Source organism: Aquicoccus sp. (genome assembly GCF_041686535.1).
Lineage (GTDB): Bacteria > Pseudomonadota > Alphaproteobacteria > Rhodobacterales > Rhodobacteraceae > Aquicoccus.
Genome location: NZ_JAWLDS010000049.1, coordinates 1 through 22,403, shown reverse-complemented (window position 1 = coordinate 22,403; position 22,403 = coordinate 1). Strand labels below are relative to the sequence as shown.

19 protein-coding genes are annotated in these 22,403 nt (G+C 62.8%); 9 read left to right on the top strand and 10 right to left on the bottom strand.

The genetic code is table 11. The annotated features are described in order from the left end of the window. Positions 1-78 precede the first annotated feature (78 nt). The gene (locus ACESL9_RS11090) at positions 79-444 is read right to left on the bottom strand and encodes a hypothetical protein (protein ID WP_372674829.1); all 366 of its coding nucleotides are present in this window, start codon (positions 442-444) and stop codon (positions 79-81) included. A gap of 64 nt (positions 445-508) precedes the next feature. Then, positions 509-1,759, bottom strand: a complete 1,251-nt coding sequence (locus tag ACESL9_RS11085) for a Zn-dependent hydrolase (protein ID WP_372612645.1) — start codon at positions 1,757-1,759, stop codon at positions 509-511. 241 nt (positions 1,760-2,000) lie between these two features. On the opposite strand from ACESL9_RS11085, the gene ACESL9_RS11080 reads away from it, so the two are divergent. Continuing rightward, positions 2,001-2,600 carry a TetR family transcriptional regulator C-terminal domain-containing protein gene (locus ACESL9_RS11080; RefSeq protein ID WP_372612647.1) on the top strand — a complete coding sequence of 200 codons (600 nt, stop codon included), beginning with the start codon at positions 2,001-2,003 and terminating at the stop codon, positions 2,598-2,600. Between the two features lie 121 nt (positions 2,601-2,721). On the opposite strand, the gene preA is transcribed toward ACESL9_RS11080, so the two are convergent. The 7 genes from preA to ACESL9_RS11045 form a co-directional block, all read right to left on the bottom strand. Then, positions 2,722-4,026, bottom strand: coding sequence for an NAD-dependent dihydropyrimidine dehydrogenase subunit PreA (gene preA / locus ACESL9_RS11075; RefSeq protein WP_372612649.1), 1,305 nt, complete (start codon positions 4,024-4,026; stop codon positions 2,722-2,724). Then, a complete protein-coding gene (locus ACESL9_RS11070; protein ID WP_372612651.1) occupies positions 4,019-5,368 on the bottom strand; it encodes an NAD(P)-dependent oxidoreductase in 1,350 nt (449 codons plus the stop codon). Before ACESL9_RS11070 ends, preA begins: the two co-directional genes overlap by 8 nt. Positions 5,369-5,505: 137 nt before the next feature. Next, positions 5,506-6,195 (bottom strand): ABC transporter ATP-binding protein, encoded by a 690-nt coding sequence (locus ACESL9_RS11065; RefSeq protein WP_372612653.1) that lies wholly within the window; start codon positions 6,193-6,195, stop codon positions 5,506-5,508. Further along, positions 6,192-6,947, bottom strand: coding sequence for an ABC transporter ATP-binding protein (locus ACESL9_RS11060; RefSeq protein ID WP_372612655.1), 756 nt, complete (start codon positions 6,945-6,947; stop codon positions 6,192-6,194). The genes ACESL9_RS11065 and ACESL9_RS11060 overlap by 4 nt, the downstream gene beginning before the upstream one ends. Further along, positions 6,940-7,929: a branched-chain amino acid ABC transporter permease gene (locus tag ACESL9_RS11055; protein ID WP_372674828.1), complete on the bottom strand. Its 990-nt coding sequence runs from the start codon at positions 7,927-7,929 to the stop codon at positions 6,940-6,942. The genes ACESL9_RS11060 and ACESL9_RS11055 overlap by 8 nt, the downstream gene beginning before the upstream one ends. A gap of 3 nt (positions 7,930-7,932) precedes the next feature. Further along, positions 7,933-8,850 carry a branched-chain amino acid ABC transporter permease gene (locus tag ACESL9_RS11050; RefSeq protein ID WP_372615169.1) on the bottom strand — a complete coding sequence of 306 codons (918 nt, stop codon included), beginning with the start codon at positions 8,848-8,850 and terminating at the stop codon, positions 7,933-7,935. 66 nt (positions 8,851-8,916) lie between these two features. Next, the gene (locus ACESL9_RS11045) at positions 8,917-10,056 is read right to left on the bottom strand and encodes an ABC transporter substrate-binding protein (protein WP_372615170.1); all 1,140 of its coding nucleotides are present in this window, start codon (positions 10,054-10,056) and stop codon (positions 8,917-8,919) included. 318 nt (positions 10,057-10,374) lie between these two features. On the opposite strand from ACESL9_RS11045, the gene ACESL9_RS11040 reads away from it, so the two are divergent. From ACESL9_RS11040 to ACESL9_RS11005, 8 genes are all read left to right on the top strand, one after another. After that, the gene (locus tag ACESL9_RS11040; RefSeq protein ID WP_372615171.1) at positions 10,375-12,675 is read left to right on the top strand and encodes a bifunctional salicylyl-CoA 5-hydroxylase/oxidoreductase; all 2,301 of its coding nucleotides are present in this window, start codon (positions 10,375-10,377) and stop codon (positions 12,673-12,675) included. Then, positions 12,672-13,154 carry a MarR family winged helix-turn-helix transcriptional regulator gene (locus ACESL9_RS11035; protein WP_372615172.1) on the top strand — a complete coding sequence of 161 codons (483 nt, stop codon included), beginning with the start codon at positions 12,672-12,674 and terminating at the stop codon, positions 13,152-13,154. Before ACESL9_RS11040 ends, ACESL9_RS11035 begins: the two co-directional genes overlap by 4 nt. After that, the gene (locus ACESL9_RS11030) at positions 13,154-13,954 is read left to right on the top strand and encodes an enoyl-CoA hydratase family protein (RefSeq protein ID WP_372615173.1); all 801 of its coding nucleotides are present in this window, start codon (positions 13,154-13,156) and stop codon (positions 13,952-13,954) included. Before ACESL9_RS11035 ends, ACESL9_RS11030 begins: the two co-directional genes overlap by 1 nt. A gap of 97 nt (positions 13,955-14,051) precedes the next feature. Further along, positions 14,052-15,200 (top strand): acyl-CoA dehydrogenase family protein, encoded by a 1,149-nt coding sequence (locus tag ACESL9_RS11025; RefSeq protein ID WP_372615174.1) that lies wholly within the window; start codon positions 14,052-14,054, stop codon positions 15,198-15,200. A gap of 3 nt (positions 15,201-15,203) precedes the next feature. After that, entirely contained in the window at positions 15,204-16,823 is a 1,620-nt protein-coding gene (locus tag ACESL9_RS11020; protein WP_372674827.1) for an AMP-binding protein, read from the top strand. Continuing rightward, a complete protein-coding gene (locus ACESL9_RS11015; protein WP_372615176.1) occupies positions 16,820-17,650 on the top strand; it encodes a tryptophan 2,3-dioxygenase in 831 nt (276 codons plus the stop codon). The genes ACESL9_RS11020 and ACESL9_RS11015 overlap by 4 nt, the downstream gene beginning before the upstream one ends. 39 nt (positions 17,651-17,689) lie before the next feature. Beyond that, the gene (locus ACESL9_RS11010) at positions 17,690-18,094 is read left to right on the top strand and encodes a RidA family protein (RefSeq protein WP_372615177.1); all 405 of its coding nucleotides are present in this window, start codon (positions 17,690-17,692) and stop codon (positions 18,092-18,094) included. A gap of 310 nt (positions 18,095-18,404) precedes the next feature. Then, positions 18,405-20,726, top strand: coding sequence for a molybdopterin guanine dinucleotide-containing S/N-oxide reductase (locus ACESL9_RS11005; protein ID WP_372615178.1), 2,322 nt, complete (start codon positions 18,405-18,407; stop codon positions 20,724-20,726). 122 nt (positions 20,727-20,848) lie between these two features. Here the strand turns inward: ACESL9_RS11005 and ACESL9_RS11000 are convergent, their stop codons facing one another. Further along, positions 20,849-21,955: a helix-turn-helix transcriptional regulator gene (locus ACESL9_RS11000; RefSeq protein WP_372674826.1), complete on the bottom strand. Its 1,107-nt coding sequence runs from the start codon at positions 21,953-21,955 to the stop codon at positions 20,849-20,851. Positions 21,956-22,403 lie beyond the last annotated feature (448 nt).

Below are 22,403 nucleotides of genomic sequence, written 5' to 3'. Positions count from 1 at the left end.
TGTAGGTCAGATCGGCGGTCACGACGGTGCCGTTCTTGATGACTTTGGTGCTCATTGTCCTTGTCTCCCTGTTTTATCCTAATGTATCGCGCCGAAAACCGATACCGCGTCGCCATGGACGCCGATATCGACCGGCCCGTATCTCGACTCGACCGCGAGCGAGAACACCCCGGCCCACGGGACATAGATCACGCGATAGGCGCCGTTCGAGCGAGTGACGGCCCAGCATATCTCCGTCATGCCGCCCGGAAACAACGTCTCGACCTCCTGCGGGTCGATCAGTGCCGCGCGGAACTCGGCCAGCAACAGCCGGTGCCAGTGGACGGGCATCGGTGTGACCTGCCCCACGGCGCGGATATTGCCCGCGTCGGGATCGTAGTCGTGAAGCTCGGCAGCGATGCGCGCCGCAATCGAGCCGACCGGTCCGGCAATCGGGTCCTGCATCACGACTCCCTCTCCGGAGGATCGCCCCGGTAGATGTCCGGGGCGGATATCGCCGCACGAAGGCTCACCCCACGATCTCCGCCGTTTCGACCACTGCATGCATCAGCACATCGGCCCCGGCCTGCGCCCAGTCCCTGGAAATCTCCTCGGCCTCGTTGTGGCTCAGGCCATCCACGCAGGGGCACATCACCATGGTTGTCGGATAGAGCCGGTTGACCCAGCAGGCATCGTGCCCCGCGCCGGAGACGATGTCCATGTGGCTGTAGCCCAGCCGTTCGGCCGCGTCGCGCACCCGGCCCACAAGCGTTTCGTCGAAGGCGGGCGGGTCGAAGAATCCGACCACCTCGGATTTGAAGTTGACCCCGATATCGGCACAGATCCCGGGCGCGGTCTCGTTCAACTCCTGCACCATCGCTTCGAGCGTCTCGATGATGTGAGAGCGGAAATCGACCGTGAAGACCACCTTTTCGGGGATGATGTTGCGGCTGTTGGGATAAACGTCGATCTGCCCTATGGCACCGACGGCGTTGGGTTGATACTGGAGCGCGATCTCGTGCACCAGTTCCGTCACCCGGGCCAGGCCACGGCCCGCGTTGCGGCGCATATACATCGGGGTCGAGCCGGTGTGCTGCCCCTTGCCCGTGACCGTGCATTCGATCCAGCGCAGCCCCTGCCCGTGGGTGACAACACCGATATCCTTGCCCTCGGCCTCGAGAATCGGCCCCTGTTCGATATGCAGCTCGAAAAACGCGTGCATCTTGCGGGCGCCGACCTTTTCCGCGCCCTTCCAGCCGATGCGCTCCAACTCGTCACCGAACCGCTTGCCCTTGGCATCGACCCGGTCATAGGCCCAGTCCTGACCGAGCACCCCGGCAAATACCCCGGAGGCCAGCATCGCGGGGGCAAAGCGCGTGCCTTCCTCGTTGGTCCAGTTGGTCACGACGATGGGGTGTTTCGTCTTGATGTCGAGATCGTTGAGCGTGCGGATGATCTCGAGCCCCGCCAGCACGCCCAGCACGCCGTCATATTTGCCGCCCGTGGGCTGGGTGTCGAGGTGGCTGCCCACATAGACCGGAAGCGCGTCGGGGTCGGTGCCCGGGCGCATGGCGAACATGGTGCCCATCTCGTCCACGCCCATGGTCAGACCGGCCTCTTCGCACCACGACTGAAACAGCGCGCGACCCTCGGCATCCTCGTCGGTCAGGGTCTGGCGGTTGTTGCCGCCGGCCACACCGGGGCCGATCTTGGCCATCTCCATGATGCTGTCCCAAAGACGGTCGGCGTTGATCCTCAGATTCTCCCCCGCTGCGGGCATGACGTGATCCTCTCTGTTCGCTTCTTTTGGAGGGGGACACATATCGGCCTGCCCCCCTTATTGGTCCTGTTTTGACCAACAGGTCAAAACCGACGCTAACACGGCTTTACAGTCAGTCAAGAACTTCGCATCATGTTGCCATGTCCGGAAAGTCCATTCTGCATGAATGGTCGATGCTTGATCATCTGGCAACCGGTTTGCCCGGACAGGGGCGAGGATGTGAACGTGATGGCAGGCGTGGATGGCAACGCGGATTCAGCAAAAGAACACGGCTGCGATTCTCGAAGCGGCGCTTGACGTTTTCTCGACAAATGGGTTTCGTGGATCGACGGTCGACCAGATCGCGCGCGCGGCGGGGCTGTCCAAGCCGAACCTGCTCTATTACTTCCCGTCCAAAGAGGCGATTCACACCGCGCTGCTTGACGGGCTGCTCGAAGCCTGGCTCGATCCGCTGCGGGCGCTCGACGAGGCGGGTGAGCCGCTGAGCGAGATCGTGGGATATGTCCGGCGCAAGCTCGAGATGAGCCGCGATTTTCCGCGCGAAAGCCGCCTTTTCGCCAACGAGATCATCCAGGGTGCACCGCGGATCGCGCCGTATCTGTCAGGCGAGTTGAAGACCCTCGTGGACGAGAAATCGCGGGTCATCCGCCGCTGGGTCGCGGATGGCAAGATCGCGCCGGTCGATCCCTATCACCTGTTCTTCTCGATCTGGGCACTGACCCAGCACTACGCGGATTTCGACGTTCAGGTGCACGCAGTCCTGGGGAGCGAGGACATCGACCCCTATCCCGATGCCGAGGCGCACCTGGAATTGATGTTCACCCGTTTGCTGCGACCCTGACGGGTTGGCCTTGCGCCGGCTGTTGCCACGTCTCATTGGGCGGGCTTTTCCAGCCGAACGCGCGCGCCTTCGCAGAATTCGCGGAAGTCTCGTTCGCGGTCCTTTCTGCCAAAACCCCGGGCTATTCCGCGGCTTGTGCCGCCGGGTTGTTGGGGTGCATCGTCCAGTTGGCGTAATCGTCCGAAACCACCTGGCCGGTGCGCGGATCGGTCTGGCCCGCCGGCAGACGTTCCATGGTGATGCAATCCTCGACCGGGCAGACATTGACGCAGAGGTTGCAGGCCACGCATTCGGCATCGTTGACCTCGAAAACGCGCCCCTCCTTCATCCAGATTGCCTGGTGCGAGGTGTCTTCGCAGGCTGCGTAGCAGCGGCCGCACTTGATACAGCTTTCCTGGTCGATGCGCGCCTTTGTCACGAAATTGAGGTTGAGATATTGCCAGTCGGTCACGTTCGGCACAGCCTTGCCGATGAACTCTTCGGTGCTTGCGTATCCCTTGCGATCCATCCAGTCGCCGAGCCCCGAGATCATTTCCTGCACGACCTTGAAGCCATAGGTCATGGCCGCGGTGCAGACCTGCACGTTGCCCGCGCCAAGTGCCATGAACTCGGCCGCATCGCGCCATGTCGTGACGCCGCCTATCCCCGAAATGGGCAGACCCGCGGTTTCCGCGTCGCGGGAAATCTCGGCCACCATGTTTAGGGCCATGGGTTTCACCGCCGGGCCGCACAACCCGCCATGGCTGCCCTTGCCGTCGATCGCGGGCTCTGGGCAGAAATCGTCGAGATCGACCGAAGTGATGGAACTGACGGTATTGATCAGGCTCACCGCGTCGGCCCCGCCCGCCTTGGCCGCACGCGCGGGATAGCGGATATCCGTGATGTTGGGGGTCAGCTTCACGATCACCGGCTTGTCGTAGTTTTCCTTGCACCAGCGCGTGACCATCTCGATATATTCGGGCACCTGCCCAACGGCTGAGCCCATGCCGCGCTCGCTCATACCGTGGGGGCAGCCGAAATTGAGCTCGATCCCGTCGGCCCCGGTTTCGGCCACGCGCGGCAGGATCGCCTTCCAGCTTTCCTCGGTGCAGGGCACCATCAGCGACACGATGATCGCCCGGTCGGGATAGTCCTTTTTCACTCGCGCGATCTCGTCAAGGTTGGTTTGCAGCGGGCGGTCGGTGATCAGCTCGATGTTGTTGAGCGCCAGCAAGCGGCGGTCCGCCCCCCAGACCGCGCCATAGCGGGGCCCGTTGACATTCACGACGGGCGGGCCATCCTCACCCAGCGTTTTCCAGACCACGCCGCCCCAACCCGCCTCGAAGGCGCGGCGCACGTTATATTCCTTGTCCGTGGGCGGCGCCGAGGCCAGCCAGAACGGGTTGGGCGTCGTGATGCCGAGGAAAGTCGTCGTGAGATCAGCCATTTGTCGGCCCTCCTTCACCCATCAGGGATTTGTGGATCGCTTCTGCCGCGTCGCGGCCCTGGGCCACTGCGGTCACGGTGAGATCTTCGCCGGTGGCCGAACAATCGCCGCCCGCCCAGACATTGGCCAGCGCTGTGCGATGATGCGGGTCGGTGGCCAGCGCGGCACCCTCGCGCGACAGATCTTCGGGCGCGCCCTCCAGTACCTGTCCGATGGCGAGGAACACCTGATCGGCGGGCAGGTCGAACTTTTCGCCCGTACCTTTGAGACCCGTCCCGTTGTCGGCCGTATATTCGAAAGTGACGCTTTCGACCGCCCCGGCTCCGCTGGCCGAGACCGGCTGCGCATTGAACATCAGGTTCACGCCGTTGGAGGCCGCAAGGTCCTGTTCGTAGCGGCTGGCCGGCATGTCGGCCTGCGCGCGGCGGTAAACGATCGTCACGCTTTCCGCCCCCAGCAATTTCGATTGCACGGCTGCATCAACGGCGGTCATGCCGCCCCCGATTACCACCACATGGCGGCCCACCGGCAGGGTCGCGAGGTCATCGGACTGGCGCAGATCGGCGATGAAATCGACCGCCGGGCGGATACCGTCGAGGTCGAACCCGTCCAGCCGGTTCACGCCGGGCTTGCCGATCCCGAGAAACACCGCGTCATGGGCATCGGAAAGCTGTTCCAGCGTCACATCGCGCCCGAGCGCCCGGCCATAGCGAATGTCGATTCCGCCAATATCGAGAAGCCAATCGACCTCGGCCTGCGCGAAATCGTTCACCGTCTTGTAGCTGGCGATGCCGTATTCGTTGAGCCCGCCCGGCTTGTCTCGTTTCTCGTAGATGGTGACGTCATGCCCATGCATCGCAAGGCGGTGGGCGCAGGCCAGGCCCGCCGGGCCCGCCCCCACCACGGCCACGGATTTGCCGGTGGCCGCCGCACGGGAGAAGGGCTGCGGACCATGGGCCATCAAGGCGTCCGTGGCAAACCTCTGCAAGCGCCCGATCTCGACCGGCTTGCCCTCGGCCAGTTCGCGCACGCAAGCCTCTTCGCACAGGGTTTCGGTCGGGCAGACCCGCGCACACATCCCGCCAAGAATGTTCTGTTCCAGGATCGTCTTGCCCGCGGCGAGCGGTGTGTCGGTCGCGATCTGACGAATGAAAAGCGGGATGTCGATTTCGGTCGGACAGGCCGTGATGCAGGGCGCGTCATGACAGAAATAGCAGCGGTCGGCGGCGACATGCGCCTCATGCGCGTCAAGCGGCGGGTGCAGGTCCGAAAAATTCTCGGCCAGAACGTCCTTCTCAAGACGGCCCGCGACGATGCCGGGGGTCCGGATGGTGTGCGCCATTGTGGCAATCTCCCAGTTCGATGTTCTTTTTTCTCAGGGTGCCACAAGTTGAAATTTTATCAAATGGTAAATTTTTGAAAAACCATTTTTCTGCTGCAATGAGTATGCAACGCACGATTTTTCGGCGAAAAATCGGTTCAGACGCCCAGGTAGCGATCCCGCTTCTCAGCATCGAGACGGTCAAAGCCACCGCCCCAGACCGAGCGCCCCCGCTCGAGAATCACCCCCCGGTCGGCCACGCGCGAGAGCTCCCTGAGGGATTTGTCCACCACGAGAATGGCAAGCCCGGTGTCGCGCTTGAGCTCTGCGATGGCCGCCCAGATCTCTTTCCGGATCACCGGGGCAAGGCCCTCGGTCGCCTCGTCGAGAATGAGGATGCGCGGGTTGGTCATCAGCGCGCGCCCGATGGCCAGCATCTGTTGCTCGCCACCCGAAAGCGACATCGCCATCTGGCCCGCGCGCTCGCCCAGCCGGGGAAAGAACTCGAACACGCGGCGCAAAGTCCAGTGGCCAGGCCGCGCCGGGGCGATAAGGTTCTCGCGCACGGTAAGATTTGGAAAGCAGCGCCGTCCCTCGGGGACGAGGCCAAGCCCCGCGCGCGCGGCGCGATAGGACGGCCACCGCGCCATGTCGTGCCCGTCGAGCATCACCGCCCCGCCACGATGCTTGAGCATCCGGCAGATCACCTTGATCGTGGTGGTCTTGCCCATGCCGTTGCGGCCCATGAGTGCGACGACCTCGCCCTGGTCGAGTCTGAGCGAGACATCGAAAAGCGCCTGCGAAGCGCCATAGAAGGCCGAGACATGTTCGAGTCGCAAAAGGCTCATTCCTCGTCCTCCTCGCCCAGATAAGCCTCGCGCACCTGTGCGTTGGCGCGGATCTCGCTCGGTGTGCCGGTAGCGATGATCCGACCATAGACCAGAACGCTGATCCGGTCGGCCAACTGGAACACCGCATCCATGTCATGCTCGACCAGGAGGATCGGCGCGTGGGATTTGAGGTTGCGAAGGAACTCCACCAGGATGGCCGAACCTTCGGCGCCGAGCCCGGCCATGGGTTCGTCCATCAGGAACACGTGCGGCCGGAGCGTGAGGGCGACGGCAACCTCGAGCTGGCGACGCTGGCCGTGACTGAGATCGGCCGTGCGGAAATGGGCGAACTCCTCGAGACCGACCTCTCGCAGGGCCCCCATGGCGGTTGTGCGCAGATCGCTGTCGCGCATCACGGGACGCCAGAGTCCGGGCAAGCGGCGGCGCGCACCGAGCGCTCCGAGCATCGCGTTTTGCAGCACCGTGTCCTCCATCGCAAGCGAGGAAATCTGGAACGTCCGCCCCAACCCCGCCTTGGCGCGGGCCACCGCGTCCTGATGGGTCACGTTGTGCCCTTCGAGCCAGACCTCGCCGCGGTCGGGACGCAGGCTGCCCGCGATCTGGGCAATCAGCGTCGATTTGCCGGCGCCATTGGGGCCGATCAGTGCATGTATCTCGCCCTGCTTGAGGTCGAGCGAAACGTCATCAGATGCCTTGAGAGCACCGAAGGATTTGGACATGCCACGAATTTCGAGAAGCGTTTCAGTCATGGCCGCCCCCGCCATTGCGCCCGGCCAACAGACCGATGAGCCCGCCGCGCGCGAAGAGCACGACAATCAGCAACAGCGCGCCGAGATAGATGTGCCAATAGTCCGATACACCGTCCAGCGCCTGTTCGAGGATGATGAATAGCGCCGCCCCTGCAACCGGCCCGAAGAGCCGCGCCACGCCACCCAGGATCACGAAGACCATGATTTCCCCGCTGGTGTGCCACGAGAACATCACCGGGCTGACAAAGCGGTTCAGGTCGGCGTAAAGCGCACCGGCCAACCCGGTAATCGTGCCGGAAATGACGAAGGCCATCAGCCGCAAGCGATAGGGTTCGATCCCGACGGCGCGCACCCGCGTCTCGTTCTGGCGGGCGGCATTGAGCGCCAGGCCGAAGCCCGAGCGCGACAGTCGCGCCACGATGAAGAGGCAAACCATGAGCAGCACGAAACACAGGCCGAAGAACTGGATCGGATCGAGGGTGTTGAGCCCGGGGAAGCGGTCGCGCACGTAGATCGACAGTCCGTCCTCGCCGCCATAGGCGGGCCAGGAGATTGTGAAGTAATAGAACATCTGGCCGAACGCCAGGGTGATCATGATGAAGTAGACGCCCGATGTTCGCAGGCTCAGAGCCCCGGTTGCCAGTGCCACCAACGCCGAAGCCACGATCGCCAGAAGCCAGATCACCGGCATGGACTGGGTGCCCTCGATCAGGAAGGGCCACTCCATGATGGGATCATAACTTTGCGCGTGACTGGCCAGGATACCGGCGGCGTAGCCGCCGATACCGAAGAACATCGCATGGCCCAGGCTGACCAAGCCACCCAGCCCCAGCGCGAGGTTGAGCCCGACGCCGGCAAGCGCGAGAATCACGATCTCGGTGGCAAGCGTAACGGTATAGGTTTCATCCATCGCCCAGGCCACCAGCGGCACCGCCAAGAGGCCAAGGGTCAGGATCGTGTTGATCAGGGTTTCCCGCCGCATGGTTCAGGCGCTCCCGTAAAGGCCGGTGGGTTTGAAAAGCAGGATCGCCGCCATCAGGATATAGATCGACATCGAGGCCAGCGCGGCACCGACCGCAGTGGCCGCCGAGGGCTCCATGAAGGCGCGCAACAGGACCGGGAGCAAAACCCGGCCCATCGTGTCGGTCAGCCCAACCAGAAGCGCCCCGACAAAGGCGCCGCGGATCGACCCGATGCCACCGATCACGATCGTGACGAAAGCCAGGATCAGCACCGGCTCGCCCATGCCGACCTCGACGGACTGGATCGCGCCGACCAAGGCCCCCGCGAACCCGGCCAGCGCCGCACCAAGGGCGAAGATCGCCGTGTAGAGCACCGCGATGTTGACGCCGAGCGCCCCGATCATCTCTCGGTCGCTCTCGCCCGCACGGATACGCATCCCGATCCTTGTGCGGGTAATCAGCAGGAAAAGCCCGAAGGCGACGATCAGGCCAATCCCGATGATGGCCAGCCGATAGGCCGGATATCTGATGCCAAAGGGCAGATTGACCCCGCCCGACAAGGCCGCGGGCACATCGAGGTAAATCGGGAATGAGCCGAACACCCAACGGGTGCCTTCAGAAAAGATCAGGATCAGCGCAAACGTGGCAAGCACCTGATCAAGGTGATCGCGGTCGTAAAGCCGTCGGATGACAACCATTTCGACGATCACCCCGGCGAGCGCTGCGGCAGCCAGCGACGCCATCAGCGCCAAGGTGAAGCTGCCGGTCGCCGAGGCCACGGCGGCAGCGGCAAATGCCCCGATCATGTAGAGTGAACCATGCGCGAGGTTGATCAGCCCCATCACCCCGAAGATGAGGGTGAGACCCGCCGCCATGAGAAACAGCATGACACCGAATTGCAGCCCGTTGAGAAGCTGCTCGATCAGAAGGACCAGATTCATTTGCCCGTTAACCTGCCGTGAATTCCGCCCGGTCCGCCGGGGCGCGTAGCCCCGGCGGTCATGGCCTTACATCTTGCAGTCGACGCCATAGGAGTCGGTATGATCCTCGGCGGCCACACCGATCACCTTGTTGGTGACCACATCGCCCTCCTTGACCACCTCACGCATGTAGATGGTGTGAATCGGGTGATGGTTCGGCGCGAATTCGAAATCGCCCCGGACCGACTGGAAATCCGCCGCTTCCAGCGCAGTGCGGAACGCGTCGGCATCCGAGATGTCGGCCTTTTCCATTGCCGAAACCAGAAGCAGACCCGTATCGAAACCCTGCGCCGCGTAGAGCGACGGCAGGCGGTCGAATTCCTCGATGAAGCTCTCCACGAACTCGGCATTGCCGGGCACATCGAGATCCTTGGACCAGTGCGATGTGTTCTTGACCCCAAGCGCCGCCTCGCCGATCGCGCCCAGGATACCCTGATCGAAGCTGAAGGCGGGCCCCATCACCGGCTTGTCGGCACCGGAACCGGCGTATTGCTTCATGAAGGAAATCCCCATGCCGCCCGGCAAGAAATAATAGAGCATATCCGCATCCGCCGATCGGATCTGCGCGATTTCGGCGGCGTAGTCGTTCTGGCCAAGCTTGGTATAGACTTCATCGGCGATCTCGCCCTCGTAGAAGCGCTTGAAGCCCGCGATCATATCCTTGCCCGCCGGGTAATTGGGCGCCAGCAGGAAGACCTTCTCGATGCCGTTCTCGGAGGCCCAGGCGCCCGCTGCTTCATTGAAGGCATCATTCTGCCACGCCACGTTGAAATAGTTCGGATGACATCCCTTGCCTGCGAGTGCGGAAGGCCCGGCATTGGGCGAAATGTAGAACTTGCCCTGCGCTGTCACCGAAGGCACCACAGCCATGGCAAGGTTTGACCAGATGATCCCGGTCAGCAGATCGACCTTTTCCGATTGCACCAGCTTGTCGGCCAGTTGCACCGCCACATCAGGTTTTTGCTGGTCGTCCTCGACCACCACTTCGATATCCGATCGGCCCGACTGCTTGACGGCGAGCATGAAACCGTCACGCACATCGATACCCAGCCCTGCACCGCCCCCAGACAGCGTCGTGATCATCCCAACCTTGACGCCTTCGGCCTGAGCCGCGCCCATTGTGATTGCCGCGGCACAGGCCGCGAGCATAAGTGATTTGAGTTTCATTTTCTTCCTCCCATTGATTGGCACTATATTGCCCCATCGGACACAGCTCCTCCCCGCTGCACCCGGCAGGAATCGCGGAAGTTGATGCAATATATTGCCTCAACCTCAAAGGTTCCCAACACGGCGACACTTGTCAACAAAAACGTAAGTATACCCTACAAAAAATACCCCGAACCACGTCAACACTCCCGGGTCGACACGCTCATGTTGCAGATTATTCTATATGTTTGTAAATTTCAATCTTGAACTATCTATATTCAATGTTCAGACTCCACGCACCCGGGAACATTGCAACCCGGCGAATCATGGGAGGCCTTGATGCGGATTGCATGTTTGGGTGGCGGGCCGGCCGGCCTGTATTTTGCCATTTCAATGAAGCTGCGCGACCCGGCGCATGAAATCGCGGTCATCGAGCGCAACCGCGCAAGCGACACCTTCGGCTGGGGCGTGGTCCTGTCGGATGATGCACTCGACAAGCTGCAGTCCAACGATCCGAAGAGCGCACAGGCGATCCGTGATCATTTCGCCTATTGGGATGACATCGCCGTCATCCACAAGGGTCAGCGCACGGTCTCCGGCGGGCATGGCTTTGCCGGAATCGGGCGCAAGCAGATGCTGATCCTGTTGCAGGAGCGCGCCCGCGAGCTGGGGGTCGACTTGCGGTTCGAGACGGAATTCAGGACCGCAGAAGAGTATCGCAAGGAATATGATCTCGTCGTCGGCTGTGACGGGATCAATTCGCGCGTACGACAGGAATACGCCGACGCGTTCAAACCCGATGTCGACACCCGCAAATGCAAATTCGTCTGGCTCGGCACGCATCAGAAATTCGACGATGCCTTCACCTTTATCTTCGAAAAGACCAAACATGGCTGGATCTGGGCGCATGTCTACCAGTTCGACGCAGACACGGCGACATTCATCGTCGAATGCAGCCAGAAAACCTGGGACAGTTTCGGATTCGAGAGCATGAGCAAGGAAGAGACAGTCGAGAGCTGCCGCAAGGTGTTCGAGGATCACCTGGGCGGGCATGAACTGATGTCGAATGCGGCGCATCTGCGCGGCTCGGCGGTCTGGATCAATTTTCCCCGCGTGCTTTGCGAAACCTGGTATCACGAGAATGTCGTGCTTCTTGGCGATGCCTCGGCCACGGCGCATTTCTCGATCGGCTCCGGCACGCGGCTTGCCTTTGACAGCGCCATAGCGCTGGCTGATTACCTGCATTCCGAGCCCAGCATGGAGACGGCCTTTCGGCGTTATCAGGACGAACGTCGCCTCGAAGTGCTGCGCCTGCAATCGGCAGCGCGCAACAGCCTTGAATGGTTCGAGGAGATCGAACGCTACCTCGATCTCGACCCGGTGCAGTTCAACTATTCCCTGCTCACCCGCTCGCAGCGGATTTCCCATGAAAACCTGCGCCTGCGCGATCCCGAATGGCTTGAAAGCGCGGAGCGGTGGTTCATGGATCAGGGCGGAGTGCCCCGGGATGCGCCGGTGCGTTCCCCGATGTTCACGCCGTTCGCCCTGCGCGAAATGGAACTTAAAAACCGCATCGTCGTCTCACCCATGGCGCAATACAAGGCCATCGATGGCTGCCCCACCGACTGGCACCTCGTGCACTTGGGCGAACGGGCCAAGGGCGGTGCGGGCTTGGTTTATACCGAGATGACCTGTGTCAGCGCCGAAGGGCGGATCACCCCCGGCTGCCCAGGCCTCTACGCGCCCGAACACGAAAGCGCGTGGGCGCGGGTGGTCGATTTCGTGCATGGTGAAACCGATGCGAAGATCTGCTGCCAGATCGGCCATTCCGGGCGCAAGGGGTCGACCCAACTGGGTTGGGAGCGGATGGACGCACCACTGCCGCATGGCAACTGGGAGGTCGTCTCGGCCTCACCGCTCCCGTGGTCACCCGAGAACCCCACCCCGCGCGAGATCACCCGGCCCGAGATGGATTTGGTGCGCGATCAGTTCGTGGCGGCGGCGCAAATGGCCGACCGCGCGGGGTTCGACATGATCGAGCTGCACGCGGCACACGGCTATCTCATCTCGTCCTTCATCTCGCCCATGTCGAACGCACGGGGCGATGAATATGGCGGAAGCCTTGAAAACAGGATGCGCTATCCGCTCGAAGTCTTTGCCGCGATGCGTGCCGTCTGGCCCGCAGGCAAACCGATGAGCGTACGGATTTCAGCCAATGACTGGGTCGGCGATCATGGCGTCACCCCGGACGAGGCCGTCGAGATTGCGCGCATATTCGCGGACGCGGGCGCCGACATCATTGACGTCTCAGCAGGGCAGACCAGCATCGAGGCGCAACCCATCTATGGCCGGATGTTCCAGACACCGTTCTCGGACCGTATTCGCAACGAGGCCGGGATCAAGACCATGGCCGTCGGCAATATCTACGAGGCCGACCACGCCAATTCGATCCTGATGGCGGGCCGTGCCGATCTGGTGGCAGTGGGGCGTCCGCACCTGGCCGATCCCTATTGGACCTTCCATGAGGGCGCCCGGATCGGCGACCGGCAGGCAAACGACTGGCCCCTGCCCTATCTCCCCGGACGCGATCAACTCTGGCGCCTGGCCGACCGCGAGGCAGAACTGGTGGGGACCGTATGAGCGAAGCGCGCAAGACCGAAACATCCGACCATCATGCGCCGCTTTCCAAGGCGCGGCTGCGACTGTGGCTCAAGCTCTTGAAGGCGTCGAACCTGATCGAAGCGAGCCTCAGGCGACGGTTACGCGCCGAGTTCAACTCGACCCTGCCCCGCTTTGATGTCATGTCCGCGCTCAATCGCAGCCCCGAGGGGCTGAAGATGAGCGAGATTTCCCAGATGTTGCGGGTCTCGAACGGCAACATCACCGGGATCGTGGACAAGCTTACCGAGGAAGGGCTGGCCCTGCGGTTGGCCGTGCCGGGTGACCGGCGGGCACAACGCGTGCGTCTGACCGACAAGGGGCGCGAGGTTTTCGCCAGACATGCCGGCGCGCATGAAGGCTGGATCGACGCGATGCTGGCCGGGCTCGATGCGGACGACGTGGACGGCATGATCCGCCGTCTCGACCATCTCAGCGACACGATGAAGGAGCATAACTGATGCGCAGCGACGTGAAACATTTCAGATGCGAGATCGACGACGGGGTTGCGACGATCGCGCTCGACCGCCCCGAACGCAAGAACCCGCTTACCTTCGACTCCTATGCCGAGCTGCGCGACTGGTTCCGCGACCTGCATTACGACGACGAGGTCAAGGCGGTGATCATCGCGCCCAATGGCGGCAATTTCAGTTCGGGCGGAGATGTGCACGAGATCATCGGGCCGCTCACCAAGATGAGCATGAAAGAGCTTTTGCGCTTCACTCGCATGACCGGGGACCTGGTCAGGGCAATGCTGGGGTGCGGCAAGCCGATCATCGCCGCGGTCGATGGCGTTTGCGCGGGCGCCGGCGCGATCATGGCGATGGCCTCGGACATTCGCCTGGCCACGCCCGAGGCCAAGACCGCATTCCTCTTTACCCGCGTGGGGCTTGCGGGCTGTGACATGGGGGCCTGTGCGATCCTGCCGCGCATCATCGGACAGTCGCGCGCAGCCGAACTGCTTTACACAGGGCGCAGCATGTCGGCGCAGGAAGGTGTGAACTGGGGCTTTTTCAGTCGTGAAGTGGCCGCCGATCATCTCCTGCCCGAGGCGCAGACACTGGCCGCGCGCATCGCCGAGGGGCCCAATTTCGCCCACATGATGACCAAGACCATGCTCGCACAGGAATGGTCGATGAGCCTCGAGCAGGCAATCGAGGCCGAAGCGCAGGCGCAGGCGATCTGCATGCAGGGGCAGGATTTCCAACGTGCCTACAAAGCCTTTGTCGCCAAGGAGAAGCCAGTCTTCGAGGGCGACTGAGCCGAATGCCCAGGGGAAAGCCCCCAAGTGCAAGTCGCGGCGCGACTTGTCACCACCCCGGAGTATTTCCGGCAAGATGAAGATGAAGGAGGGTGCGATGAGTGACCGAAGCTTTCTGAACTGGCCGTTTTTCGAGAACCGGCACCGGGCACTGGCCAAAGAGCTGGAGCAGTTTGCCGCGAGGCTCTCCATCGACCATTCCGACACGGATGCCGCCTGCCGGGCGCTGGTCTCAGACCTGGGCGAAGCCGGGTTTCTCAGGCATTCCGGGGCGTTGGACGGGCAACTTGATGTGCGCACATTGTGCCTCATTCGCGAGACGCTGGCGCGCCATGACGGGTTGGCCGATTTCGCTTTTGCGATGCAGGGGCTGGGCACCGGGGCGATCTCGCTGTTCGGGACAGATGCGCAGAAGCAGGAATGGTTGCCGCTCACCCGCGCGGGACAGGCGATTTCGGCATTTGCGCTGACCGAACCCGCCTCGGGGTCGGATGTGGCCAATTCCACGATGACGGCCGCGCGCGACGGGGACGAGTACGTTCTCAACGGCGAGAAGACGTGGATTTCCAATGGCGGTATCGCGGATGTCTACACGCTTTTCGCGCGCTCGGGCGAGGCGCCGGGCGCCAAGGGGCTTTCGGCCTTTGTCGTGCCGGCGGGCCTCCCCGGCTTCGAAGTGGTCGAGCGGTTGGAGACCATAGCCCCGCACCCGCTGGCCACGCTGCGCTTCACCGATTGCCGGGTGCCGGCTTCGGCGATGATTGGCACGCCCGGCGCGGGCTTTCGCATCGCCATGTCGGTACTCGACGTGTTCCGCTCGACCGTGGCGGCGGCGGCGCTGGGCTTTGCCCGAAGGGCGCTGGACGAGGCGGTGGCGCGGGTGACGACGCGCCACGTGCAGGGGGCACCGCTCTTTGATCTGCAGATGGTCCAGGGGCATATCGCCGACATGGCGCTCGATGTCGATGCGGCCGCCCTTCTGGTCTATCGCGCGGCATGGACCAAGGATTCCGGAGCGCCAAGAGTCACGCGCGAGGCCGCGATGGCCAAGCTTTTCGCCACCGACCAGGCCCAGAAGGTCATCGACCGCGCAGTGCAGTTGCATGGCGGTGACGGGGTGAAATCGGGCGAGACCGTCGAGAAACTCTATCGCGAGATCCGCGCGCTGCGGATCTACGAAGGTGCCTCGGACGTGCAGCGCGTGGTGATCGCGCGCCAGACCCTGGGGCAGTATCAGGGAGGATAGGATATGCTCAGACCATCGGCCCACGAGGACAGTTTTGCCCGCGAGAACCTGCCCGCGCCGGAAACATGGCCCGAGTTGCGACTTGAGGGTTTCGACTATCCCGATCGGCTCAATGCCGGGGTGGAACTGACCGATGCAATGGTGGCGCGCGGCTTTGGCGATCATACCGCGCTTATTGGCAACGGGCGACGGCGGACCTACAAGGAATTGGCCGACTGGACCAATCGGCTCGCCCATGCACTGGTTGAGGATCTGGACGTAAGGCCCGGGAATCGCGTCCTTATCCGTTCAGCCAACAACCCGGCGATGGTGGCCTGCTGGCTGGCCGCGACCAAGGTGGGGGCAGTGGTGGTCAACACCATGCCGATGCTGCGCGCGGGCGAATTGGCGAAATATGTCGACAAGGCCGAGATCACCCATGCGCTTTGCGACACGCGCCTGATGGACGAGATGGCGACCTGTGCCAAGCAGTCGCGCTTTCTCAAGACCGTGGTCGGGTTTGACGGCACGTCGAACCACGATGCAGAGCTGGACCGACTGGCGCTGGAGAAACCGGTTCAGTTCGAGGCGGTGGAAACCGCGCAGGACGATGTGGCGCTGATCGGCTTTACCAGCGGATCGACCGGGGAGCCCAAGGGCACGATGCATTTTCAACGTGATCTGCTGATCATCGCGGATGGATACGCGCGCGAGGTGCTGGACGTGCAGCCCGAGGATATCTTTGTCGGCTCGCCCCCGCTAGCCTTTACCTTCGGGCTTGGGGGGCTGGCGATCTTTCCCCTGCGTTTTGGCGCGGCGGCGACGCTTTTGGAGAACGCAACACCGCCCAACATGATCGAGATCATCGAGAAATACCGCGCAAGTGTCTGTTTTACCGCGCCGACCGCCTATCGCGCCATGCTCAAGGCGATGGACGAGGGCGCCGACCTGTCCAGCCTGCGCGCCGCCGTCAGCGCAGGCGAAACCCTGCCCGCGCCGGTCTATGATGAGTGGATGGAAAAGACCGGCAAGCCGATGCTCGACGGGATCGGGGCGACCGAGATGCTGCATATTTTCGTCACAAACCGCTTCGAGGATCACCGCCCCGCCTGCACCGGCAAGCCGGTCACAGGATACGAGGCGCGGGTGATCGGCGAGGATGGGACGGAATTGCCCCCCGGCGAGGTCGGGCGGCTGGCGGTAAGGGGGCCGACCGGGTGCCGCTACCTGCGCGGCGAGCGGCAGACGGAATATGTGCAGGACGGCTGGAACATCACCGGCGACGCATTTTTCATGGATGCGCAGGGCTATTTCCATTTCGCCGCGCGCAATGACGACATGATCCTGTCCTCGGGTTACAACATTGCCGGACCGGAGGTCGAGGCTGCGCTTCTGGCGCATGAAGCCGTGGCCGAATGCGCGGTGATCGGTGTGCCCGACGAAGAACGCGGCGCCATCGTCGAGGCGCATGTGGTGCTCTCGGCCAGCGCGATTCCCGACCCGGAAATGGTCAAGTCATTGCAAGAGCACGTAAAATCAACGATCGCGCCCTACAAATACCCGCGTTCCGTGGTGTTCACCAAGGCCCTGCCCAAGACCGAAACCGGCAAGATACAACGCTTTCGCCTGAGGGCGGAGCGATGAGCGGTGGCTACGATCCCGGGCGCGAGGGGGCCAAGCTTGATCTCAAGGGGGCGATGTCATACGGTGATTACCTGCATTTGGATGCGCTTCTGGATCAGCAGCACCCGCTTTCGGATGCCCATGACGAGATGTTGTTCGTCATCCAACATCAAACAAGTGAATTATGGATGAAGCTTGCGATCCATGAGCTTTCGGCTGCACGCACCGCGCTCGAGGCTGGGGCGCTGGAGCCGATGTTCAAGATGCTGGCCCGGGTGAGCCGCATCTTCGAGCAGCTCAACAGCGCTTGGGATGTCCTGCGCACGATGACCCCGGCGGATTACACCCGGTTTCGCGACACGCTTGGGCCGTCCTCGGGCTTTCAATCCACGCAATACCGGATGATCGAATACGTGCTGGGCAACCGCAACCCCAACATGCTCAAACCCCATGCGCATGTGCCGGAAGTGATTGAAAAGCTTGAGCAGGAATTGCGCCGCCCGAGCTTTTACGACGTGGTTGTCGCACGGCTTTTCGAGGGCACGGGCGGTGGAGACCCCCCTGCCCCGCAGCTTGGCCATCCGCATGTCGCACAGCCTGAAATCCAGGCGCGGTGGAAGGTGGTTTACGAGGATACCGCGAACCATTGGGCGCTCTATGAACTGGGCGAAAAGCTGGTCGATCTCGAGGATTATTTCCGCCGCTGGCGGTTCAACCATGTCACCACGGTCGAGCGGGTGATCGGGTTCAAGCGCGGCACCGGGGGCACCTCCGGCGTGGCCTACCTGCGGCGGATGCTGGAGGTTGAGCTCTTCCCCGAGCTTTGGCACCTGCGCGGCGAGCTTTGAATTTTCAACGGGTTACGAGACAGGATGAGGAGAGGCGAGATGGCGCCCAAAACAATTCAGCCCGAAGGATGGGCCCCGGCCCTGGGCTATGCCAACGGGATGTTGATGGAGGATGGCACGCTGCATATCGCGGGCCAGATCGGTTGGAATTCACAGAAGGTGTTCGAACGACACGATTTCATCGGGCAGATGGAACAAGCCCTTGAAAATATTGCCGCAATCGTTCGTGCGGCGGGGGGTGACGCGACCGATATCGGTCGGCTGACATGGTTCGTCAAGGACAAGGCCGAATACATGGCCCACCAGCGCGAGATCGGCGCGGCCTATCGCCGGGTGCTGGGCCGGCATTTCCCGGCCATGTCCTTGATTGTCATAGAGGATCTGGTCGAGGACGAGGCGCTCCTAGAGATCGAGGCGACGGCCTATATCAAGCCCAAGGGCTAAGACCGCGCGATCGGGTTAACACGATTTTTCTGCGAAAAATCGGGGGGTGACATGCGTCTGACTCGCAGCTGTCACCCGGCTGCCGGGTAAGTCCTGACGAAAGGTTAATGCAAGGGGTTAACGCGGCGTGCGCAAGGATCAAGGATCAAGTGCATTTCGCCCGGGCCGCCCCGCGGACCGGGCATGCGCCCCCCCTCGGGCAGGCGCATGCCCTCTGCTTGAGCCGGGATGGTTCCGCACCCGACTTGCCTTCGCCCGTGCTTTGCGCAACTCTCGCACAGCGACGAACGGTCCATGAAGGAAGCGCGCGATGAAGGATCTCGACCGCAAACCGATCACCAACAGCCATTGGGGCACCTACTGGCTCGAGACCGAGAACGGGGAACCGACAGGGGTGATCCCGTTCGAGCATGACCCCGACCCCTCGCCTATCGGGGCGGGCATGGTCGAGACTCGGCGCGGCGCGCTGCGCATCACCGCGCCGGCGGTGCGCCGGAGCTGGCTCGAAGGCGGGCCGGGCACGGCGGGCGCGCGGCGCGGGTCCGACGAGTTCGTCGAGGTCACATGGGACGAGGTCAACCGCCTGATCGCGGACGAGATCGAACGGGTGCGGCGCGATCACGGCAACAGGGCGATCTATGCCGGCTCCTACGGCTGGGCCAGCGCCGGGCGGTTCCACCACGCACAGGGACAGCTCAAGCGGTTTCTCAACCTCGTGGGCGGGTTCACCTCGTCGGTCAACACCTACAGTTTTGCCGCCGCCGAGGTGATCGTGCCGCATGTTCTGGGCGATTTTCGCGGCTTTCTCGACCGGATGACATCGTGGGACTCGATTGCCGAGAATTGCGATCTCTTCGTGGCCTTTGGTGGCGTGCCGCTCAAGAACGGGCAGATCACGCAGGGCGGCACCGGCGCGCATGTGCAAAAGGCGGGGGTTCTGGCGGCGCATGAGGCGGGCACGCGGTTCGTCAACATCTCGCCCTTGCGGGCGGATGTGATGGACAAGGTGGATGCCGACTGGCTGGCGCTCAGGCCCTCGACCGATGCGGCGCTGATGCTGGGGCTGGCGCATGTGATCCTCGCCGAGGGGCTGCATGACCGTGCGTTCCTCGAGCGATACACGGTCGGGTTCGACCGGTTCGCGGCTTACCTGACAGGCCAAAGCGATGGCGTGGCGAAAACCGCCGACTGGGCCGCCGCAATCACGGAAGTTCCGGCCGAGACGATCCGCGATCTCGCCCGGCGCATGGCCAAGGGGCGCACGATGATCTCGGTTGCCTATGCGCTGACCCGGCAGGATCATGGCGAACAACCCTATTGGGCGGCGATCACGCTGGCCGCGATGCTGGGGCAGATCGGCCTGCCGGGTGGCGGCGTGGGGTTCGGCTATTCGGCGATGAATCACACCGGGCTCAACCGAAAACAGGTGCCCTATGCCGCCTTTCCGCAAGGCCAGAACCCGGTGGCGGACTACATCCCCGTGGCGCGGGTCACGGACATGCTCGAAAATCCCGGCGGAATGGTGGACTATAACGGGCGCACACTCACCTATCCCGATGTGCGGCTGGTATGGTGGGCCGGGGGCAACCCGTTTCACCATCATCAGGACCTCAACCGCCTGCGCCGGGCCTGGGCAAGGCCCGAGACGATCATCGTGAACGAATGGTGCTGGAACAGCCTCGCGCGGCACGCCGACATCGTGCTGCCCTGCACCACGTCGCTTGAGCGTGAGGACATCGCCATGTCGCCCAAGGATCCGTTCATCACGATGATGGACAAGGCCGCCGGGCCGGTGGGCGCGGCGCGTGACGATCACGAGATTTTCCGCGGGATCGCCGCGGCCATGGGTGTGGAAGAGGCGTTCACCGAAGGGCGCAGCGCCGCGGAGTGGCAACGCTGGCTTTATGATGTTTCGCGGCAGGCGGCAGCGCGCGGCGGGGTCGAACTGCCCCCGCTGGACGAGCTGCGCCGCACGGGATGGCACCGGGTGCCGGCGCCCGAGAAACAAACCGTGATGATGGAGGCGTTCCGCGCCGATCCCGAGGCGCGGCCATTGAAAACACCGAGCGGCAGGATCGAGATCTTTTCCGAGACCATCGCGGGGTTCGGCTATGACGATTGCCCGGGCCACCCGGCCTGGATCGAGCCGCTGGAATGGCTGGGCAAGGCGGATGCGGGGGATGCGCTGCACATGGTCTCGAACCAGCCGAAAACCAAGCTGCACAGCCAGATCGACCACGGGTCACTGAGCCGCGCCGACCGCGTGGCGGGGCGCGAGCCGGTGCTGATGAACCCTGTGGATGCCGCAAAGCGCGACCTTTCGGAGGGCCAGGTGGTGCGCCTCTTCAACGCGCGCGGGGCCTGTCTTGCCGGGCTCAGGATCAGCGACGAGATCCGCACCGGCGTGATCCAGATCGCCACCGGCGCGTGGTATGAGCCCGCGGGCGAAACCTGCGTCCATGGCAACCCCAACACGCTCACCCCTGACAAGGGCACATCGAAACTGGCCCAGGGGCCGATCGCGCATTCCTGCCTGGTCGAGGTCGAGGCGGCGGGCAAAATGCCGCCGGTCACGGTCGGGGTTGCGCCGCCGGTGATCGGACGGCGCCGGGACAAGCTCACCGGCTCTTGAGCGGGACGGGCCAATCGTCGCCGTGCCTCGAGGGGCGAAGCGACACCGGCATGGCCGATCGCCGGACCCATGCAGGCCGCCAAGCTTGCATGTCCGACCCCGGGGACCCTGCGGGGCTGCAGTCAGGGTGATGAGGTCAGATCCCGCGCAATCTTTGCGGGAGGTCTTTGGACGACCAGCACCTCGGGCCGGTCAGAGTGCGACTCCGACCTGATGATCGAGGTGCCAATTGGCAGGATCGAGCGGTAGTAAAGCGCGATCAACTCGCTTTGGCGATGCGTGTTGGTCTTGCCGAAGACGCTCTTGAGATAGCTGCGCACGGTGGCCAACGAGAGAGAGTTGGTTTCCGCAGCCTCGTTCAATGTTCCGCCGTCCAGCAGGACATGCGCGATCCGGCGTTCCGACGGGCTCAGCCCATGGGCGGTGAAGAAATGCTCTCGCAAGGCGGCATGATCGGTGCGCGTGTTTTCGAACAGCACCATGGCCAGCGGCGGCTCGCTGCCGGTGAGCGGGGCCACGATGGCCAGACGAACACCTCCCGAGCGGGTCGAGACCGTGATGATCGAGGCCCGCCGATCCTCGCCCGTGGCGTTTCTGATGGCCTCGTGCAGCAGCGTGCGCTCACGTCGGTCCTTCAGCGTCAAGCGCCCGTTCAGGAGGAGCCAGTCGGGATCATCCTGTGCGATTTCGTCGTCGAGGCGACCGTCACGCAGGACCTGTGTCTTTTGGTCGACCACAAGGAAGCGCAACGCGAGCATTTCAAGCGTTGCAGCGGCAAGGCCCTCGGGCCAGGGCGAGCGTGAATAGATGATTTCCGCTTGCTGTTGCTGGACATAGGCCATTCCGATGCGCAACATCGCCTGAAGGGGTGGCGCCTCGCTCCAGGCGTCTGCGGGAATGGCCATGAAAGGAATCATGGCAGCCATCGGGCGCCCGATCCCCAGCATGTAACCACCGGCCCGGAGCCACAATGGATAGCCCGTCGGGCCCTCATGCAAACGGTCGAGGTGCAGCGATGCCTGAACGGCCAGCGCGCGCTCGATGTCGCGGGGCATGTCCTTGTCATCCTCGGACGACGAATCCTGCCTTCGGACCGACCAGAATTCGAACGTCTCCTTCCGCCGGCAGTCGTAAAGCCCCATCATCACATAGGCAAAATCCGCGGATGCAACGAATTGCTCCAGGAATTTCTGGCGTAGCGCACGCGCGCCCAGTCTGTCGTAAATCATACCACGGCCCCCAAAAACCAAACCCACGAGAACCATCCAGAGCGCCGCTTCAATATCCTTGCCGGTCACATCACTTTACGGCCAGCACCGAACACCAGGTCAAAGCCCAGACTTGACAGCATCACCCCCAAGTGCGCCCCGCGTCACGTTGCAGGATCGCTCTGAATGCCCAAAGTCGAAAAAGTTCAAAACATCTCGAGTCGATTATACCTCCATATTACCGAAATTCGGGTGAGAAAGATAGTTTATAAATTCCCGGCACGTCGATCTTGTTTGAATTACATTTACCCACCGCTCGATAAATCCGGCGCGTACGAATTACCAAGGAACAATTCGGAATTTCGACGATCAACGCAGATTATGGTCCAGTACGTTCATTCTTTAAAGTCGACAGAATACCATCCGTCCGTAAAATAAAAATGACATCTGAAGCACTTCATGTTTCGCG

Bases quoted from the DNA above. Each gene is read 5' to 3' on its own strand.
- ACESL9_RS11070 (WP_372612651.1), bottom strand. From the start codon at position 5,368: ATGGCGCACACCATCCGGACCCCCGGCATCGTCGCGGGCCGTCTTGAG.
- ACESL9_RS11030 (WP_372615173.1), top strand. From the start codon at position 13,154: ATGCGCAGCGACGTGAAACATTTCAGATGCGAGATCGACGACGGGGTT.
- ACESL9_RS11015 (WP_372615176.1), top strand. From the start codon at position 16,820: ATGAGCGGTGGCTACGATCCCGGGCGCGAGGGGGCCAAGCTTGATCTC.
- ACESL9_RS11005 (WP_372615178.1), top strand. From the start codon at position 18,405: ATGAAGGATCTCGACCGCAAACCGATCACCAACAGCCATTGGGGCACC.
- ACESL9_RS11000 (WP_372674826.1), bottom strand. From the start codon at position 21,955: ATGATTTACGACAGACTGGGCGCGCGTGCGCTACGCCAGAAATTCCTG.
- ACESL9_RS11080 (WP_372612647.1), top strand. From the start codon at position 2,001: ATGGCAACGCGGATTCAGCAAAAGAACACGGCTGCGATTCTCGAAGCG.
- ACESL9_RS11065 (WP_372612653.1), bottom strand. From the start codon at position 6,195: ATGAGCCTTTTGCGACTCGAACATGTCTCGGCCTTCTATGGCGCTTCG.
- ACESL9_RS11050 (WP_372615169.1), bottom strand. From the start codon at position 8,850: ATGAATCTGGTCCTTCTGATCGAGCAGCTTCTCAACGGGCTGCAATTC.
- ACESL9_RS11055 (WP_372674828.1), bottom strand. From the start codon at position 7,929: ATGCGGCGGGAAACCCTGATCAACACGATCCTGACCCTTGGCCTCTTG.
- ACESL9_RS11035 (WP_372615172.1), top strand. From the start codon at position 12,672: ATGAGCGAAGCGCGCAAGACCGAAACATCCGACCATCATGCGCCGCTT.
- ACESL9_RS11045 (WP_372615170.1), bottom strand. From the start codon at position 10,056: ATGAAACTCAAATCACTTATGCTCGCGGCCTGTGCCGCGGCAATCACA.
- ACESL9_RS11025 (WP_372615174.1), top strand. From the start codon at position 14,052: ATGAGTGACCGAAGCTTTCTGAACTGGCCGTTTTTCGAGAACCGGCAC.
- ACESL9_RS11010 (WP_372615177.1), top strand. From the start codon at position 17,690: ATGGCGCCCAAAACAATTCAGCCCGAAGGATGGGCCCCGGCCCTGGGC.
- preA (WP_372612649.1), bottom strand. From the start codon at position 4,026: ATGGCTGATCTCACGACGACTTTCCTCGGCATCACGACGCCCAACCCG.
- ACESL9_RS11040 (WP_372615171.1), top strand. From the start codon at position 10,375: ATGCGGATTGCATGTTTGGGTGGCGGGCCGGCCGGCCTGTATTTTGCC.
- ACESL9_RS11060 (WP_372612655.1), bottom strand. From the start codon at position 6,947: ATGACTGAAACGCTTCTCGAAATTCGTGGCATGTCCAAATCCTTCGGT.
- ACESL9_RS11090 (WP_372674829.1), bottom strand. From the start codon at position 444: ATGCAGGACCCGATTGCCGGACCGGTCGGCTCGATTGCGGCGCGCATC.
- ACESL9_RS11085 (WP_372612645.1), bottom strand. From the start codon at position 1,759: ATGCCCGCAGCGGGGGAGAATCTGAGGATCAACGCCGACCGTCTTTGG.
- ACESL9_RS11020 (WP_372674827.1), top strand. From the start codon at position 15,204: ATGCTCAGACCATCGGCCCACGAGGACAGTTTTGCCCGCGAGAACCTG.